This is a genomic window from Pseudomonas sp. M1 (assembly GCF_022760135.1).
Lineage (GTDB): Bacteria > Pseudomonadota > Gammaproteobacteria > Pseudomonadales > Pseudomonadaceae > Pseudomonas > Pseudomonas citronellolis.
Map to the genome: position 1 here is coordinate 779,789 of NZ_CP094343.1, position 17,415 is coordinate 797,203.

A 17,415-nucleotide genomic window follows, 5' to 3' on the forward strand; every position below is an offset into this window, starting at 1 on the left:
GGAGGGCGATTCGGGACGGAGGCGGTGCATCACGGTGGAACTCCCGGCCGGTATGGTACCCATGACCATGCGCCTCCCCGGCCGTTGCGGAGGTTGCATGGTCAAAGGTCTTGCCAGGCTTTGCGCTGGCCACGCCATGGCCTGCCGGCCAAGGATGTTGACGTGGTCCCCGCCGGTGTTCCGGGCGGGCGGCTACTCCCCAATGACGCCGGGCATTCTAGCGGATTGCCCGGCGCGCTCAAGGGGTTGTTTCCTCATGTGTCGATTGCCGCGGCTCGGGGCCGCCGCGTTTCCCCGCTCGCGGCGGCGCCCGCCGGGCGTCGGTTCAGCTGCTGGACGAGGCTTTCAGCAGCTTGAGGGCCTTCTCGGTCATGGCCACGCAGGCCTGGGTATTGCCCTGTTCCTGGGCCTGGGCGGCCTTTTCCTGGAGCCGCATGGCCTGCTCCTGCACGCTGTCGCTGCTGTTGGTGCTCTGCATGCTCTCGTCGATTCTCTGCAGGTTGTCGCTGCAGCGGTCGGCGGCGAACACCGGCGACGCGAGCAGCGCGGCACTGATGAACAGGATGGTGGTTTTCATGATGCGGTACCTGTACGGCTGAACATGTCACAGGCGGCGACTCGCCAGGCGAGCGGGGCCTGCACGGTGGACTGCGCCGCAGGTCCCGGGGTTCAGGAAAGTTGCGCGGACGGCAGTTCCACCCGCACGCCCAGGCCGCGCCCGTCCAGGCCGGGGTGCAGGCTGATGTGGCCCTGGTGGATTTCCACCACGCGCTTGACGATGGGCAGCCCCAGGCCGCTGCCGCCGGTGCCGGAGGCGACGCCGGGGCTGCGGTAGAAGCGGGTGAAGATGGCGGCCTGCTCGGCGGCGGCCACGCCGGGGCCGGAGTCCAGCACCCACAGCTGCACCTTGCCGGCCTCGGTGCCCAGGCGCACTTCCACGCGGCCGCCTTCGGGGGTGTAGCGCAGGGCGTTGCCCACCAGGTTGCCGAGCATGATGCCCAGCCACACCGGCACGCCCATGACCACGGCGCCCTGGCTCTCCAGGGTCAGCTCGATGCCCTTGTCGATGGCTTGGGGCGCCAGGTCGGCGATGGTTTCCTCGCTGAGTTGGCCGAGGTCGACGGGGGTGAAGGTCTCGTGCAGTTCCTCGTTGTCCAGGCGCGCCAGCAGGAGGATCTGTTCCATCAGCGTGCCGATGCGTTCGACGCTGCGGCTGACCTGCTGCAGGCCGTGGGCGAGCACCGCCGGGTCGGAGGAGCGCAGCGCCACCTGGGCATGGGTGCGCAGGCTGGCCAGGGGCGTGCGGATTTCGTGGGCGGCGTCGCTGGTCAGGCGGCGCTCGGCTTCCATGGCGGTGCCCAGGCGTTCGAGCAGCAGGTTGAGTTCGTTGACCAGGCTGTGCACTTCTACCGGCGCGCGGTTGAGCGCCAGCGGCTGCAGGCTGCGCGCGCTGCGCTGGTGTAGTTGCGCGGTGAGGCTGCGCAGCGGCGCCAGGCCGTTGTTGACGCCGAACCACACCAGCAGGGCCAGCAGCGGCAGGGCCAGCAGCAGCGGGAAGAGGGCGCTGAGCAGCAGCAGGTGCAGGGTGTGGCTGCGGTGGTGGAGGTTTTCCACCACCCAGATGCGCGCGTTTTCGTCGCGGGTGCTCAGCTGCAGGACGCGCCAGGTGATGCCGCCGTGCCTGATTTCGGAGAAGCCGGTCTCCAGGGTTTCCAGGCCCGTGGGCAGGCCGGGCGTGGCGAACAGCGGCTGGCCCTGGTACCAGAGGCTGTAGCCCAGGGCGGATTCGCGCTTGACCAGCGGCAGGCCCTCGATGGCCTTTCGGCTGCGGGCGATCAGCTCGCCCTGGCCGCCAGCGACGTCCACCAGGCGCAGGGCGGCCTCGCCGAAGTCGATCATGTCTTCGTCGTAGAGCCGGTCCACCTGGCGCGAGGCGAGGTGGTAGGTGAGGGTGCCGGCCAGCAGCCAGCAGAGCGTCACGCCGCCGATCAGCAGCAGCAGCAGGCGCCGGCTCAGCGAGCCGGCGCGGCGCGTGCGGCTGGGCGTGGCGCTCAAGGCGCGTCCTTGGCCGGGCGGTCGATGCCGTAGCCGATGCCGCGCACGGTGCGGATCAGCTCGTTGCCCAGCTTGCGCCGCAGGTGGTGGACGTGGACTTCGATGGCGTTGCTTTCCAGCTCGCCGTCCCAGCCGTACAGGGCTTCCACCAGGCGGGTGCGCGAGAGCACCTTGCCGCGCTGTTCCAGCAGCAGGCGCAGCAGGGCGTATTCGCGCGGAGCCAGTTCCACCGGCTCGCCGCCCAGGCTGACCTGGTGGGTGGCCGGGTCCAGGCGCAGCTGGCCGTGTTCCAGCAGCGGCTGGGCGCGGCCGGTGTGGCGGCGGGTGAGGGCGCGCACGCGGGCCAGCAGTTCGTCGAGGTCGAAGGGCTTGCTCAGGTAGTCGTCGGCGCCGGCGTCCAGGCCGGCCACGCGGTCGGCCACCTTGTCGCGGGCGGTGAGGATCAGCACCGGGGTCATGTCGCCGCGCTTGCGCAGGCCGCGCAGCACTTCCATGCCGTCGCGGCGCGGCAGGCCGAGGTCGAGCACCAGCAGGTCGAACTCGTCGGTGGCCAGGGCCTGGTCGGCGGCCACGCCGTCGGTCACCCAGTCCACGGTGTCGCCTTCCAGGCCCAGCCCGGCGCGGATGCCGTCGCCCAGCAGCGGGTCGTCTTCAGCCAGCAGGATTCTCATCTTCGCCCCCATTCGCATGCTGTCGCCGAGCAGGATAGCCGCAGCGGCGGTTTCGCGGCAGAGGCTGGCAGGGCTCGCTTAACGTGGGGTTAAGGCCGGCGCTTTTCGTAGGATGGGTTGAGCTTGCGAAACCCATGCGGTGGTGGCGATGGGTATCGCTTCGCTCAACCCATCCTACGGGGAGCCCGCCGGGTGGTTGCGTGCCGGGGCAACGGCGGATAACCGCGAACGGTTATTCGCCCTACGGTGCGTCGATCCGCTGCGCCTGCGCGCGGGGGCGGGTTACCCGGTCCACCAGGTAGACCACGCCGTGGTAGTCGATGCCGCTGTGGGCGCTCAGGCCGATTTCGCAGGTGCGGCTGGTGGAGATGCCTTCTTCGCAGTACTGCACCGCGTCTTTCAGGCTGCGCAGCGAGTGGGCGTTGAGTTCCGGGGTGGTGAAGCCCTTGTCGCCGGCGAAGCCGCAGCAGTGGATGCCTTCGGGGATCACCACTTCGTTCGTGCAGCGGCGCACCAGGTCGATCAGCGCCTGACTTTCGCCCAGGTGCTGGGTGCTGCAGGTGACGTGCACCGCCACCGGCTTGTCCAGCGGCTGGAAGTCCAGGCGTTCGACCAGGAAGCTGCGGATGAACTTCACCGGGTCGTAGATCCGCAGCCGGTTGTCGGCCAGGTCCTGGACCAGGCGCAGGGTGCAGGGGCTGGTGTCGCAGTAGATCGGGTCGAGCCCGCCGCGGCTGGCCTGCAGCAGCGCGGCCAGCAGTTCGTCGCGCTTGTCGTCGGCCTGCTGCTTGTAGCCCTTGGAGGCGAACGGCTGGCCGCAGCAGAGGTTGTCGGCGTTGTCCGGGAACACCACCTGGTAGCCGGCTTTCTCCAGCAACTGGCGGGTCTTGTCGATCAGCGGCACCTGTTCCTCGTCGCCGGCCGCCGGGCCCATGGCGCGTGACACGCAGGCGGTGAGGTAGACCACCCGCGGCTTGTCGGTGGCGTCGCCGGCTGCCGGCAGGCTGAAGCGCACCGGCTGCGGCATGGCTGGCGTCCACTGCGGCACGCGGCCTTTGCTGGCGTGGCTGATGGAGGCGCTGAGGCTGGCCAGGCGCGGTGCGCCGAGCAGCCTGCGCGCGCCGTTGGCGGCATGCAGCATGAAGCGCGCACCTTGCATGGCCGTGGCGAAGTTGCGCGCCAGCCAGGTGGCAGTGCCGGCGTGGTGGGCCTGCTCGCCGCGCAGTTTCTTCACCAGCTCGCCGGTGTTGATGTTCACCGGGCAGCGCTGGGCGCACAGGCCGGTGGCGGCGCAGGTGTCGATGCCCTGGTACTGGTAGTCGCGCTCCAGTTGCGTGGTGTCGACGCCGCTGCGGCGCTTGGCCTGGATGTCGCGCCACATGACGATGCGCTGGCGCGGGCTCAAGGTCAGGCCCTTGGACGGGCAGACCGGCTCGCAGAAGCCGCACTCGATGCACTTGTCGACGATCTCGTCGGCGGCCGGCAGCGGCTTGAGGTTCTTCAGGTGCAGTTGCGGGTCGTCGGTGAGGATGACGCCGGGGTTGAGGATGCCCTTGGGGTCGAGCAGGCGCTTGAGCTGCCACATCAGCTGGTAGGCGTCGTGGCCCCATTCCAGCTCGACGAAGGGCGCCATGTTGCGCCCGGTGCCGTGCTCGGCCTTCAGCGAGCCGCCGTATTCCACCGCCACCAGGTGCGCCACGTCGTCCATGAAGGCCGAGTAGCGCGCCACCTGCTCGGGCGAGTCGAAGCCCTGGGTGAAGACGAAGTGCAGGTTGCCCTCCAGCGCGTGGCCGAACAGGATCGCCTCGTCGTAGCCGTGCTTGTCGAACAGCTCGATCAGGCGGTTGACGCCCTCGGCCAGTTGTTCGACGGGGAAGGTGACGTCTTCGATGATCACTGTGGTGCCGGTCTCGCGCACCGCGCCAACGGCCGGGAAGGTGTCCTTGCGGATGCGCCAGAGCTGGTTGTAGACCACCGGGTCTTCGCTGAAATCGACCTGCTTCTCCACCGGGAATTCGGCGATGGAGGCCATGATCTGCGCGAGCTGTTCGTGCAGCAGCGTCTGCGTCGCCGCGCGGGATTCGATGAGCAGCGCGCAGGCGCCGGCGGACAGGCTCTTCACCCACACCGGCATGCCCTGCATGTTCTCCACCGAGCGCAGGCTGCGGCGGTCCAGCAGCTCCACGGCGGACACCGGCTGCTGCTTGAGCACCGGCACGGCCTTGCAGCAGGTTTCCACGTCGGGGAAGACGATCAGCGCGCTGGCCTTGTGCGGGTGGTCCGGCACGGTGTCGTAGGTCACCGCGCTGATGAAGCCCAGGGTGCCCTCGGAGCCGACCATCAGGTGGGTGAGGATGTCCAGCGGCTGGTCGTAGTCCACCAGGGCGTTGAGGGAGAAGCCGGTGGTGTTCTTCAGGCGGTACTTGTGGCGGATCTTCGCCGCCAGCTCGGTGTTGGCGCGGGTCTGCCGGCCCAGTTCGGCCAGTTGTTCCAGCAGCTCGCCGTGACTGACCTGGAAGGCTTCGATGCTGGCTGCGTCCTCGCTGTCCAGCAGGGTGCCGTCGGCCAGCACCAGGCGCAGGCCGGCCAGGGTGTTGTAGCTGTTCTGCGCGGTGCCGCAGCACATGCCGCTGGCATTGTTGGCGACGATGCCGCCGATCTTGCAGGCGTTGATCGAGGCCGGGTCCGGGCCGATCTTGCGGCCGAAGGGCGCCAGCCAGGCGTTGGCCTGGGCGCCGATGACGCCGGGTTGCAGGCGGATCTGCCCGCCGCCGGCACGGATGTCGCGGCCGTTCCAGTTGTCGCCCAGCACCAGCAGCACCGAGTCGCTGACCGCCTGGCCGGAAAGGCTGGTGCCGGCGGCGCGGAAGGTCACCGCCACCTGCTGGGCGTGGGCGGCGCGCAGCAGGGTGCGCACCTCGTCTTCGCTCTCCACGCGGATCACCAGCTTGGGGATCAGCCGGTAGAAGCTGGCGTCGGTGCCGAAGGCCAGGGTCGAGAGCGGGTCGTCGAAGCGGCGCTCGCGGGGGATCAGGTGTTCTACCGTGTCGAGGAACGCGGCGGGCAGGCTCATGGCGGCTCCAGTCATCATCGGTGAGCGTGGACCGCTGGACGGCCCATCGGTGTTCTTTTGATTTTGCAGGAGCGAGCTGGCTCGCGAACCCGGCGGGCTCGGAGCCGGGCAAGCTCGCTCCTACAGGGGGCGCCTTCAGGCGCCGAGTTCGCGCACCAGCGAATCGCGGGTGATTTCGCCGATCGACTTGGCGCCGGTGAGCACCATGGCCACGCGCATTTCCTTCTCGATCAGCTCCAGCAGGTTGCGCACGCCGGCCTCGCCATCCACCGCCAGGGCGTAGAGGAAGGCGCGGCCGAGCAGCACGCTGTCGGCGCCCAGGGCGATCATGCGGACCACGTCCAGGCCGTTGCGGATGCCGGAGTCGGCGAGGATGGTCAAATCGCCCTTCACCGCGTCGGCGATGGCCGGCAGGGCGCGGGCGCTGGACAGCACGCCGTCGAGCTGGCGGCCGCCGTGGTTGGAGACGACGATGCCGTCGGCGCCGAATTTCACCGCGTCCTTGGCGTCCTCGGGGTCGAGGATGCCCTTGATCACCATCGGGCCTTCCCAGAAGTCGCGGATCCACTCCAGGTCCTTCCAGGAAATCGACGGGTCGAAGTTGGCGCCCAGCCAGCCGATGTAGTCGGCCAGGCCCGTGGGGTTGCCGCGGTACTTGGAGATGTTGCCCAGGTCATGCGGGCGGCCCAGCAGGCCCACGTCCAGCGCCCACTGCGGGTGGGTCATGGCCTGCCACATGCGCCGCAGCGGGGCGTTCGGGCCGCTCATGCCGGAGTGCGCGTCGCGGTAGCGGGCGCCGGGCACCGGCATGTCCACGGTGAACACCAGGGTCGAGCAGCCGGCGGCCTTGGCCCGTTCCAGGGCGTTCTTCATGAAGCCGCGGTCCTTCAGCACATAGAGCTGGAACCACATGGGCCGGTCGATGGCCGGCGCCACTTCCTCGATCGGGCACACCGAGACGGTCGACAGGGTGAAGGGCACGCCCTTGGAGGCCGCTGCGCGCGCCGCCTGCACTTCGCCGCGGCGGGCGTACATGCCGGTCAGGCCGACCGGGGCCAGGGCCACCGGCATCGCCAGGGTCTCGTTGAACAGTTTGGTTTCCAGGCTCAGCTCGGACATGTTCTTCAGCACGCGCTGGCGCAGGGCGATGTCCGACAGGTCCGCCACGTTGCGGCGCAGGGTGTGCTCGGCGTAGGCGCCGCCGTCGGCGTAGTGGAACAGGAAGGGCGGAATCTTGCGTTGGGCCGCGGCGCGGTAGTCGGTGGAGGCGGAAATGATCATCTGGCAGGGCACCGGTTGGGGTGGACGGTGAAGGCCGGGCCCCGTAGCGCTGGGACCCGGCAGGTACAGCTTAGTGAACGAGCATGCCGGTGAAGACATAGGCCTGCAGCAGGGTGATCACGCCGATCACCGCGGCGAACAGCAGGCTGTGCTTCAGGGTGAAGCGGAACAGGTCGGATTCCTTGCCGACCATGCCGGTGGCGGCGCAGGCCACGGCGATGGATTGCGGCGAGATCATCTTGCCGGTCACGCCACCGGTGGTGTTGGCGGCCACCAGCAGGGTGTCGTTGACGCCGATCTGGTGCGCGGTGGTGCCCTGCAGGGCGCCGAACAGCGCGTTGGACGAGGTGTCCGAACCGGTCAGGAACACGCCCAGCCAGCCGAGGAACGGCGAGAAGAACGGGAAGGCCGCGCCGGTGCCGGCCAGGACCAGGGCCAGGGTGGTGGACATGCCGGAGAAGTTGGTGACGAAGGCGAAGGCCAGCACCATGCCGATGGACAGCACCGGCCACTTCAGCTCGACCAGGGTTTCCTTGAAAGTGGTCAGACCAGTTTTCGCGGCGATGCGCAGGATGAACATCGAGACGATCGCGGAGATCAGGATCGCGGTGCCGGTGGCGGCCAGCGGGTCGAACTTGAACACGGCCGGCAGCGCGGTGGCGGCGGCAGCGATCGGCGGGCCCTTGAACACCAGTTGGTCCAGGCCCGGGATCGGGAAGTTGAACACCAGGCTGTAGAGCGCGCCGCCGGGCAGGAACATGGCCTTGAACGGCTTCAGCGTCCAGATGGTGACCAGCACGGTGAGCACCAGGAACGGCGACCAGGCCTTGATGATCTCGCCGGTGCTGTAGGGCGAGGGTTCGGAGCGCGGCGCGTTGCCGCCGCCGACCACGGCTGCGCCGCCGGAGACGCCGACCACTTCGACGGCGTTGGCCGGTTGCCAGACTTTCAGGAACAGGGTCAGGCACACCAGGCTGATCAGTGCGGAGGTGATGTCCGGCAGTTCCGGGCCGATGAAGTTGGAGGTGAAGTACTGGCTGACGGCGAAGCTGCCGCCGGCGACCAGCGCGGCCGGCCAGGTTTCCTTCACGCCCTTGAGGCCGTCCATCATGAACACCAGCCAGAACGGCACCAGCAGCGACAGCAGCGGCAGCTGGCGGCCGGCCATGGCGCCGATCTTGAAGGCGTCGATGCCCGAGACCTGGCCGGCGACGATGATCGGGATGCCCAGGGCGCCGAAGGCCACCGGCGCGGTGTTGGCGATCAGGCACAGGCCGGCGGCGTACAGCGGGTTGAAGCCCAGGCCGACGAGCAGGGCGGCGGTGATCGCCACCGGCGCGCCGAAGCCGGCCGCGCCTTCCAGGAAGGCGCCGAAGGAGAAGCCGATCAGCAGCACCTGCAGGCGTTGGTCGGAAGTGATCGACAGGACCGAGCTGCGGATGATCTCGAACTGCCCGCTCTTGACCGTCAGTTTGTACAGGAACACCGCCGCGACGATGATCCAGGCGATCGGCCAGAGGCCGTAGAGGAAGCCGTAGAACGCGGCGCCCAGGGCCTTGCCGACCGGCATGCCGTAGGCGGCGATGGCGACGACGATGGAGAGGATCAGGGTGATGGTGCCGGCGACGTGGCCCTTGAGGCGGAACACGGCCAGCGCCAGGAAGAAGAAGACGATCGGGATCACGGCGACCAGCGCGGACAGGCCGAGGCTGCCGAGCGGGGTATAGATCTGCTGCCAGGTTTGCATGCTGTTTTGGCTCCTAATTGTTTTTTGATTGGAGTCTAGTCTTGCGCCGCGTCGTGGGTTTGGCGCCGCCCCGGGCGGGGTTGGCGGCAGGCGGACGACCGTCTCGGCGGATCTCGCGAAAATTGGTAATACCAATTTACAAAAGCGAGCGCTCAGAGTAAAAGCATCCCTGTAGGCTGTCAATTTGCGGCGCTACAACTTTTGTCGGACCGGGCGATCCCGGCGATCGTCGGGCTTGTTGTGTCGGGTGCCGCTGGTTAGGCTGCCGCCCCTGCGAAACGGGGCCTTCCGCCAGGCGGGCCGAGAGGTGGGGAAAAGATGGCTTTCAATCAGGTACGGCAGCGCCGCTTGTCGGACGATATCGTCGAGCGTCTGGAGGCGATGATCCTCGAGGGCACGCTGAAGGCGGGCGAACGCCTGCCGGCCGAGCGGGTGCTGGCCGAGCAGTTCGGCGTGTCGCGGCCTTCGCTGCGCGAGGCGATCCAGAAGCTGGTGGCCAAGGGGCTGCTGGTCAGCCGCCAGGGCGGCGGCAACTATGTCGCGCAGTCCCTGGGCTCGACCTTCAGCGACCCGTTGCTGCACCTGCTGGAGAGCAACCCCGAGGCGCAGCGCGACCTGCTGGAGTTCCGCCACACCCTGGAAGGCTCCTGCGCCTACTACGCCGCGCTGCGCGCCACCGAGGTGGACCACCAGCGCCTGACCAGCGCCTTCGAGACGCTGCAGGCCTGCTATCAGCGCAACGACAAGGTCAGCGAGGAGGAGGGGGCGGCCGACGCCAGCTTCCACCTGGCCATCGCCGAGGCCAGCCACAACACCGTGCTGCTGCACACCATCCGCGGCCTGTTCGACCTGCTCAAGCACAACGTGGTGACCAACATCGGCGGCATGTACGCCCAGCGTACGGAAACCCGCGAGCAACTGATGAGCCAGCACCGCGAGCTGTACGACGCGATCATGCAGGGCCGGGCGGAAGAGGCGCGGGAGATTTCCCACCGGCACATTTCCTATGTGCGGGAAGTGCTGGAGGAGGCGCAGGACGAAGTGCGGCGCCTGGAGCGGGCGCAGCGCAGGCTGGGGGTTTAACGGCAGGACCTGCAGGAGCGAGCAAGCTCGCTCCTACGAAAAGCGGGGGCTGGCGTCAGCTTCGTAGGATGGGTTGAGCCTTGGCGATACCCATGCGGTCATGGCGATGGGTATCGCTTCGCTCCACCCATCCTACGAAAAGCGGCAGGCGGGGGCTGGCGTCAGTCGTCCTTGCCGTGCCGCATGGTGCGCTGGATCTCGCGATTGGAATCGCGTTCCTTCTCGGTGTCGCGCTTGTCGTATTCCTTCTTGCCCTTGGCCAGCGCGATCTCGCACTTGATCAGGTGCTTCTTCCAGTACATCGACAGCGCCACGCAGGCGTAGCCCTTCTGCTGCACCGCGCCGAACAGCTTGCCCAGCTCGCGCTTGTGCAGCAGCAGCTTGCGCGTGCGCACCGGGTCGGCGATCACGTGGGTGCTGGCAGTGGTCAGCGGGGTGATGTGGCTGCCCAGCAGCCAGGCCTCGCCGTCCTTGAGCAGGACGTAGCTGTCGACCAACTGGGCCTTGCCGGCGCGCAGGCTCTTGACCTCCCAGCCGGCCAGGGCGATGCCCGCCTCGAAGCGTTGCTCGATGAAGTAGTCGTGCAGAGCCTTCTTGTTCTGCGCGATGGTCCCCTGGGGGTGTTTCTTCTGTTTAGCCATAGGCCGCGCATTATAGGGAGTCGCTCGTCGCGCCGCCATCGGGGACGACCAATTCCGGGTGCGGCGGGATGCGCGCTTGAGGGTGGGTGGCTAATCTCGGAGAATGCGCGCTGTTTTTCGTACTGTTGGAGGCCGGTTCGCCGGCGTCCGCCACTGAAGAAGCGAGACCCCTATGAGCACGCATATCCAGCGTTCGGCCCTGCTGCCCTATTCCGCGAAGGCGCTGTACGACCTGGTCAACGATGTGGCGCGCTACCCGGAGTTCCTGCCCTGGTGCTCGGCGAGCAAGGTGCTGGAGGCAAGCGAAACGGCGATGCGCGCCGAGCTCAGCGTGGCCAAGGGCAACCTGTCGCAGCGCTTCAGCACGCGCAACGTGCTGGTGCCCGGGCAGAGCATCGAGATGAACCTCGAGGACGGCCCGTTCTCCGAGCTGCACGGCGTGTGGACCTTCAAGGCCCTGGGCGACAAGGCCTGCAAGATCACCCTGGACCTGACCTTCGATTACGCCGGCGCCCTGGTCAAGGCGACCCTCGGGCCGCTGTTCACCCAGGCGGCCAACACCATGGTCGACGCCTTCTGCCAGCGCGCCAAGCAGCTGTATGGCTGATGAGCGCAGCATCGCCATCGAGGTGGTCTGCGCGCTGCCTGAGCGCCAGCGCCTGCTGCGCCTGAGCGTGCCCTACGGCACGCGGGTGCGCGAAGCGGTGAGGTTGTCCGGCATCGCTGCGCAGTTCCCCGAACTGGACGTGCTCGACAGCCCGCTGGGCATCTTCGGCAAGGCGGTCGCCGACCCGGACGGCCGGGTGCTGGAGGAGGGCGAGCGGGTGGAAATCTACCGGCCGCTGATCGCCGACCCCAAGGAAGTGCGCAAGCAGCGTGCCGCTCGCGCCAAGGCCAGCAAGGGCTGAGCGAAACACGCGGACATGAAAAAGCCCGGTCGATGCCGGGCTTTTTTCATGGATGTGCCGGTTACTGCGGATTGGTTTCCAGCGGTTCCGGCGTGGGCACGGCGACCGGCTTGGCCTCGTCGACTTCGCGCTGCAGCTGTTCTTCCACCGAGCCCGGCTTGGCCGGCTCTTCCTTGGGCTGCTCCGGCTTCTGCTGTTGCGGCTGCTCGGGCGAGGCCGGGGTAGTTTCCTTGCCGAGGATGGCCTCGTCGCGGCTGACGCCCGGGCGGAAGTCGCCGTTCAGGCCGATCAGTTGGTCGTTGCCGTTGAACATCAGGCTGACGCGCTCCTGCTGGCGCTGGCCGCCGCCGGGCTGGATGCTGTACAGGTAGTCCCAGCGGTCGGGGTGGAAGGTATCCACGATCAGCGGGTTGCCCATGATGAAACGTACCTGCCGACGGGTCATTCCCGGCTTCAGTTGGTCTATCATGTCTTGTGTTACGACGTTGCCTTGCTGGATGTCGATCTTGTAGACCCCCGGGAACGAACAACCGGCGAGTGCGGCTAGTCCCATTGCGAATGCGAGACTGGTCAGCATGAGCTTGGTGTTTTGCATCGGGGGGTGACTTCCACTATCTTGGCTGGGCGACGAAACCCCGATCATACCCGCATTGAAGGATGCTGCGAAGCATTCCGCGCCGAGAAAGCACACATGGTTGAAAATAGCGAACTGCGCAAGGCCGGCCTGAAAGTCACCCTGCCGCGCGTCAAGATCCTGCAGATGCTCGATTCCGCCGAGCAACGCCACATGAGCGCCGAGGACGTCTACAAGGCGCTGATGGAGGCTGGCGAGGATGTCGGCCTGGCCACCGTGTACCGCGTGTTGACCCAATTCGAGGCAGCCGGCCTGGTGGTGCGCCACAACTTCGACGGCGGCCACGCCGTGTTCGAACTGGCCGACAGCGGCCACCACGACCACATGGTCTGCGTGGATACCGGCGAGGTCATCGAATTCATGGACAGCGAGATCGAGAAGCGCCAGAAGGAAATCGTCAAGGAGCGCGGCTTCGAGCTGGTGGACCACAACCTGGTCCTGTACGTGCGCAAGAAGAAATAAGTAGCCTTGCAACGAACGGAAAACGGCGGCCCTGGGGCCGCCGTTTTCATTTTCAGGGGGGATTTCAGGTGAGATTGGCGCGTAGGCGCAACTGTCTGCGCCGAGGCGCTTTTCGTAGGATGGGTTGAGCTTGCGAAACCCATGCGGTGGTGATGGGTATCGCTTCGCTCAACACCATCCTACGGGCCTTGTGTTTGCCTGGGGTGTAGGTGCGGACAATCTGGCGTGATTCGCGGATGAGATCCGCTACAGGTTGCCCATGCGCCGTGCCCTTGTAGGAGCGCGCCCTGCGCGCGAATCGCAGGCAGGGCCTGCTCCTACAGTCAGCCCGAGGCGTGGCATTTCCCCGTAGGAGCGGACCTTGTCCGCGATAGCCGCGCATCGCGGCTCGATTCGCGGTTTTTCAGCCCTGCAGCGCCCGGTCCACCATCTTGCGGGCGTGGGCCAGGGATTCCTTGGTCATGTCCACGCCGCCGAGCATGCGGGCGATCTCTTCTATGCGTTCGGCCTTCTTCAGGTTGGCCACCGCGGTGCGAGTTTCGCTGCTGCCGCGCTCCTTGTGCACGAACAGGTGCTGGTGGCCCTGGGCCGCGACCTGCGGCAGGTGGGTGACGGTCAGCACCTGGCCGCCTTCGCCCAGGCGGCGCAGCAGTTGGCCGACCACTTCCGCGGTGGGGCCGCCGATGCCGACGTCCACTTCGTCGAAGACCAGGGTGGGCGTGCGCGATGTTTGCGCGGTGATCACCTGGATGGCCAGGCTGATGCGCGACAGTTCGCCGCCGGAGGCGACCCGCGCCAGGCCCTTGAGCGGCTGCCCGGGGTTGGCGCTGACCAGGAATTCCAGCTGCTCCAGGCCGTTGGCCTGGGGCTCGTCGGCGGGGGCGTCGCTCAGTTCGATGGCGAAGCGCCCGCCGGGCATGCCCAGGCGCTGCATTTCCGTTTCCACCAGGGTGGCCAGCTGCGGGGCGGCCTGGCGGCGCAGGGCGCTGAGTTCCGCGGCTTTTTCCTGGTAATGGCGCTCGTAGGCGGCCAGTTCCTCGCCCAGGCGTTCCGCGGCTTCGTCGTCGGCGTTCAGTGCCTCCAATTCCTCCAGCAAGCGCTGTTGCAGGGCCTGCAGGTCGTGGGGCTGCACGCGGTGTTTGCGGGCCAGGCTGTAGATGGCGTCCATGCGTTCTTCCAGTAGCTGCAGGCGGCTGGGGTCGGCATCGAAGTTGTCGACGAAACGGTTCAGCTCGCCCACCGCTTCCTCTACCTGGATCTGCGCGCTGGACAGCAGGTTGACCGCCTCGGCCAGCGCCGCGGGCTGGCTCTGGAAGGCGGTCAGGCGGTTGAGGCTGGCGGTCAGCACCGAAAGCACGTTGCCGGCGTCGCTTTCGCTGCACATGTCCACCACTTGGCGGCAGGCGCCGAGCAGCGCGCCGGCGTTGCTCAGGGTCTTGTGCTCGGCCTCCAGCGCCTCCAGTTCGTTTTCGCCCAGGGCCAGGTTCTCCAGTTCGTCCAGCTGGTAGCTGAGCAGCTGGTGGCGGGCGCGCTGTTCGTCGCTGCTGCGCGACAGGCGGTCGAGTTCGTGGCGCGTTTGTTTCCAGCGCTGCGCGGCCAGTTGCACCTGGCGCGCCAGGTCCTGGCTGCCGGCGTATTCGTCGAGCAGGCGGCGGTGGGTGTCGGCCTTGAGCAGCGACTGGTGCTCGTGCTGGCTGTGGATATCGATCAGCAGCTCGCCCAGGGCCTTGAGGTCGCCCAGGGTGCAGGGCGTGCCGTTGATGTAGCCGCGCGAGCGGCCTTCGGCGGTGATCACCCGGCGCAGGATGCACGGGCCGTCCTGCTCCAGGTCGCGCTCGGCGAGCCAGTCGCGGGCCTCGGCGATGGCGCCGACGTCGAAGCTGGCGAGGATGTCGGCCTTGTCCGTGCCGGGGCGCACCACGCCGCTGTCGGCGCGGTCGCCCAGGGTCAGGCCGAGGGCGTCGAGCATGATCGACTTGCCGGCGCCGGTCTCGCCGGTGATCACGGTCATGCCGGCGGCGAGCTCGAGATCGAGGTGCTCGACGATGGCGTAGTTGTGCACGGAGAGATGAACCAGCATGGAGGCGGCTCCGGTGAAAAGGTCTGTTTATTTATACAGTATTTTTTGCCGCTGGCAATTCATCGCCCGCCCCTTGAACCGGCGCAAATGGCCCCCATATAGCCGGCAGAGCCGCGAGCCATTGGGTTCGCTTTGTTTTCAAAGGCTTTTTCTTTTTTAGGAGAGTGGCATGTCTGACGAGCAACAGACTCAGGATTCGCACCTGAACGAGCAGCCGGAACAGGTTGCCGGCGACGACCTGAACGCCCGCGTGCTGGACCTCGAGGAACAGCTGGCCGCGGCCAAGGACCAGAGCCTGCGCGTCGCCGCCGAGCTGCAGAACGTGCGTCGCCGCGCCGAGCAGGATATCGAGAAGGCGCACAAGTTCGCCCTGGAGAAGTTCTCCGGCGACCTGCTGCCGGTGGTCGACACCCTGGAGCGCGCGCTGGAGATGTCCAGCCCGGACGACGAGGCGATCAAGCCGATGCGCGAAGGCATCGAGCTGACCCTCAAGATGTTCCACGACACCCTCAAGCGCTACAACCTGGAGCCGGTCGACCCCCACGGCGAGCCGTTCAACCCCGAGCACCATCAGGCGATGGCGATGGAAGAGAGCGTGCACCTGGAGCCCGGCAGCGTGGTCAAGGTGTTCCAGAAGGGCTACCTGCTCAACGGTCGCCTGCTGCGCCCGGCCATGGTCGTGGTCAGCAAGGCACCCGAGCAAACCCCGCCTTCGATCGACGAGAAGGCTTGAAATCCGCCACCCGGTCCCCATCTGGGTAATCAACCGAGCACAAGGTCCGCAGCGGGATCAGCACGGAATCTAATTTCTGGAGAGTGAATATGGGCAAAATCATTGGTATCGACCTGGGGACCACCAACTCCTGCGTCTCCATCCTGGAAAACGGCAGCGTCAAGGTGATCGAGAACGCCGAAGGCGCTCGCACCACCCCGTCGATCATCGGCTACGCCAACGATGGCGAGATCCTGGTCGGCCAGCCGGCCAAGCGCCAGGCTGTCACCAACCCGAAGAACACCCTGTACGCGGTGAAGCGCCTGATCGGCCGTCGCTTCGAAGAAGACGTCGTGCAGAAAGACATCAAGATGGTGCCGTACAGCATCGTCAAGGCTGACAACGGCGACGCCTGGGTCGAAGCCAAGGGCCAGAAGATGGCTCCGCCGCAGGTTTCCGCCGAAGTCCTGAAGAAGATGAAGAAGACCGCCGAGGACTACCTGGGCGAGCCGGTCACCGAAGCGGTCATCACCGTGCCGGCCTACTTCAACGACAGCCAGCGCCAGGCCACCAAGGACGCCGGCCGCATCGCCGGCCTGGACGTCAAGCGCATCATCAACGAGCCGACCGCCGCTGCGCTGGCCTACGGTCTGGACAAGGCCAAGGGCGACCACACCATCATCGTCTACGACCTGGGCGGCGGTACCTTCGACGTCTCGGTGATCGAGATCGCCGAAGTCGACGGCGAGCACCAGTTCGAAGTGCTGGCCACCAACGGCGACACCTTCCTCGGTGGCGAAGACTTCGACCTGCGCCTGATCGACTACCTCGTCGACGAGTTCAAGAAAGAGACCGGCATGGACCTCAAGGGCGACCCGCTGGCCATGCAGCGCCTGAAAGAGGCTGCCGAGAAGGCCAAGATCGAGCTGTCCTCGACCCAGCAGACCGACGTCAACCTGCCGTACATCACCGCTGACGCCAGCGGCCCGAAACACCTGAACGTCAAGGTGTCCCGCGCCAAGCTGGAGTCCCTGGTGGAAGACCTGGTGCAGCGCACCATCGAGCCCTGCCGCGTGGCCCTGAAGGACGCCGGCCTGGACGTGTCGAAGATCGACGAAGTGATCCTCGTCGGCGGCCAGACCCGCATGCCGCTGGTGCAGAAGACCGTCGCCGAGTTCTTCGGCAAGGAAGCGCGCAAGGACGTCAACCCGGACGAAGCCGTGGCCATGGGTGCTGCCATCCAGGGCGCCGTGCTGGCCGGCGACGTCAAGGACGTGCTGCTGCTCGACGTCACCCCGCTGACCCTGGGCATCGAGACCCTGGGTGGCGTGATGACCGCGCTGATCGACAAGAACACCACCATCCCGACCAAGAAGTCGCAGGTGTTCTCCACCGCCGACGACAACCAGGGCGCCGTGACCATCCACGTGCTGCAGGGCGAGCGCAAGCAGGCCGCGCAGAACAAGTCCCTGGGCAAGTTCGACCTGGCCGATATCCCGCCGGCGCCGCGCGGCGTGCCGCAGATCGAAGTGACCTTCGACATCGACGCCAACGGCATCCTGCACGTGTCCGCCAAGGACAAGGCCACCGGCAAGCAGCAGTCCATCGTGATCAAGGCCTCTTCGGGCCTGTCCGAGGACGAGATCCAGCAGATGGTGCGCGACGCCGAGGCCAACGCCGAGGAAGACCGCAAGTTCGAGGAACTGGCCGCCGCCCGCAACCAGGGCGATGCGCTGGTCCATGCGACTCGCAAGATGGTCACCGAGGCTGGCGACAAGGCCACCGCCGAGGAGAAGGCTGCCATCGAGAAGGCGCTGGCCGACCTGGAAGCCGCCGTGAAGGGCGACGACAAGGCCGAGATCGAAGCGAAGATGAACGCGCTGTCCCAGGCGTCCACCCCGCTGGCGCAGAAGATGTACGCCGAGCAACCGCAGCCGGGCGCCGAAGCCCAGTCCGGCGATGCTGACCACAAGGCCGGCGACGACGTGGTCGACGCCGAGTTCGAAGAGGTCAAGGAGAACAAGTAAGCCTCGTGCAAGCTTGCGCTCCGGCGCACCGACCAGCGTGT

At 67.1% G+C, this 17,415-nt stretch carries 15 protein-coding genes and 1 riboswitch; of the genes, 6 read left to right on the forward strand and 9 right to left on the reverse strand.

Annotation, left to right across the window (positions count from 1 at the left end):
• Positions 1 to 43: 43 nt before the first annotated feature.
• Positions 44 to 213: riboswitch (yybP-ykoY riboswitch) on the reverse strand.
• A gap of 112 nt (positions 214 to 325) precedes the next feature.
• The 6 genes from PM1_RS03400 to PM1_RS03425 all read right to left on the reverse strand — a co-directional run bounded on the left by PM1_RS03400 (position 326) and on the right by PM1_RS03425 (position 8,827).
• Entirely contained in the window at positions 326 to 577 is a 252-nt protein-coding gene (locus tag PM1_RS03400; protein WP_009613086.1) for a hypothetical protein, read from the reverse strand.
• A 92-nt stretch (positions 578 to 669) separates the two neighbouring features.
• Positions 670 to 2,055: a sensor histidine kinase gene (locus PM1_RS03405; protein WP_009613085.1), complete on the reverse strand. Its 1,386-nt coding sequence runs from the start codon at positions 2,053 to 2,055 to the stop codon at positions 670 to 672.
• A complete protein-coding gene (locus PM1_RS03410) occupies positions 2,052 to 2,726 on the reverse strand; it encodes a response regulator (protein ID WP_009613084.1) in 675 nt (224 codons plus the stop codon). Before PM1_RS03410 ends, PM1_RS03405 begins: the two co-directional genes overlap by 4 nt.
• 241 nt (positions 2,727 to 2,967) lie before the next feature.
• Complete coding sequence (locus PM1_RS03415) at positions 2,968 to 5,799, reverse strand: FAD-binding and (Fe-S)-binding domain-containing protein (RefSeq protein ID WP_009613083.1); 2,832 nt, start codon at positions 5,797 to 5,799, stop codon at positions 2,968 to 2,970.
• A 135-nt stretch (positions 5,800 to 5,934) separates the two neighbouring features.
• The gene (lldD, locus tag PM1_RS03420; protein WP_009613082.1) at positions 5,935 to 7,080 is read right to left on the reverse strand and encodes an FMN-dependent L-lactate dehydrogenase LldD; all 1,146 of its coding nucleotides are present in this window, start codon (positions 7,078 to 7,080) and stop codon (positions 5,935 to 5,937) included.
• Positions 7,081 to 7,150: 70 nt separating this feature from the next.
• Positions 7,151 to 8,827 (reverse strand): lactate permease LctP family transporter, encoded by a 1,677-nt coding sequence (locus tag PM1_RS03425; RefSeq protein ID WP_009613081.1) that lies wholly within the window; start codon positions 8,825 to 8,827, stop codon positions 7,151 to 7,153.
• A gap of 318 nt (positions 8,828 to 9,145) precedes the next feature.
• Here PM1_RS03425 and PM1_RS03430 point away from each other — a divergent pair, with 318 nt between their 5' ends.
• Positions 9,146 to 9,910 (forward strand): FCD domain-containing protein, encoded by a 765-nt coding sequence (locus PM1_RS03430; RefSeq protein WP_009613080.1) that lies wholly within the window; start codon positions 9,146 to 9,148, stop codon positions 9,908 to 9,910.
• Between the two features lie 161 nt (positions 9,911 to 10,071).
• Here the strand turns inward: PM1_RS03430 and smpB are convergent, their stop codons facing one another.
• Positions 10,072 to 10,551 carry an SsrA-binding protein SmpB gene (gene smpB, locus PM1_RS03435; RefSeq protein ID WP_009613079.1) on the reverse strand — a complete coding sequence of 160 codons (480 nt, stop codon included), beginning with the start codon at positions 10,549 to 10,551 and terminating at the stop codon, positions 10,072 to 10,074.
• 172 nt (positions 10,552 to 10,723) lie between these two features.
• On the opposite strand from smpB, the gene PM1_RS03440 reads away from it, so the two are divergent.
• Together PM1_RS03440 and PM1_RS03445 are read left to right on the forward strand one after the other, a co-directional pair.
• The gene (locus tag PM1_RS03440; RefSeq protein WP_009613078.1) at positions 10,724 to 11,158 is read left to right on the forward strand and encodes a type II toxin-antitoxin system RatA family toxin; all 435 of its coding nucleotides are present in this window, start codon (positions 10,724 to 10,726) and stop codon (positions 11,156 to 11,158) included.
• Complete coding sequence (locus PM1_RS03445) at positions 11,151 to 11,459, forward strand: RnfH family protein (RefSeq protein WP_009613076.1); 309 nt, start codon at positions 11,151 to 11,153, stop codon at positions 11,457 to 11,459. The genes PM1_RS03440 and PM1_RS03445 overlap by 8 nt, the downstream gene beginning before the upstream one ends.
• Positions 11,460 to 11,520: 61 nt before the next feature.
• Here the strand turns inward: PM1_RS03445 and PM1_RS03450 are convergent, their stop codons facing one another.
• Positions 11,521 to 12,054 (reverse strand): outer membrane protein assembly factor BamE, encoded by a 534-nt coding sequence (locus PM1_RS03450; protein WP_009613075.1) that lies wholly within the window; start codon positions 12,052 to 12,054, stop codon positions 11,521 to 11,523.
• 96 nt (positions 12,055 to 12,150) lie between these two features.
• Here PM1_RS03450 and fur point away from each other — a divergent pair, with 96 nt between their 5' ends.
• Complete coding sequence (fur, locus tag PM1_RS03455) at positions 12,151 to 12,555, forward strand: ferric iron uptake transcriptional regulator (protein WP_009613072.1); 405 nt, start codon at positions 12,151 to 12,153, stop codon at positions 12,553 to 12,555.
• Positions 12,556 to 12,958: 403 nt separating this feature from the next.
• On the opposite strand, the gene recN is transcribed toward fur, so the two are convergent.
• The gene (recN, locus tag PM1_RS03460) at positions 12,959 to 14,635 is read right to left on the reverse strand and encodes a DNA repair protein RecN (protein ID WP_009613070.1); all 1,677 of its coding nucleotides are present in this window, start codon (positions 14,633 to 14,635) and stop codon (positions 12,959 to 12,961) included.
• 169 nt (positions 14,636 to 14,804) lie between these two features.
• Between recN and grpE the strand changes: the two genes are divergently transcribed.
• Both grpE and dnaK read left to right on the forward strand, forming a co-directional pair.
• Entirely contained in the window at positions 14,805 to 15,368 is a 564-nt protein-coding gene (gene grpE, locus PM1_RS03465; RefSeq protein ID WP_009613068.1) for a nucleotide exchange factor GrpE, read from the forward strand.
• An 89-nt stretch (positions 15,369 to 15,457) separates the two neighbouring features.
• Complete coding sequence (gene dnaK / locus PM1_RS03470) at positions 15,458 to 17,374, forward strand: molecular chaperone DnaK (RefSeq protein ID WP_009613067.1); 1,917 nt, start codon at positions 15,458 to 15,460, stop codon at positions 17,372 to 17,374.
• The last annotated feature ends 41 nt before the right edge of the window (positions 17,375 to 17,415 follow it).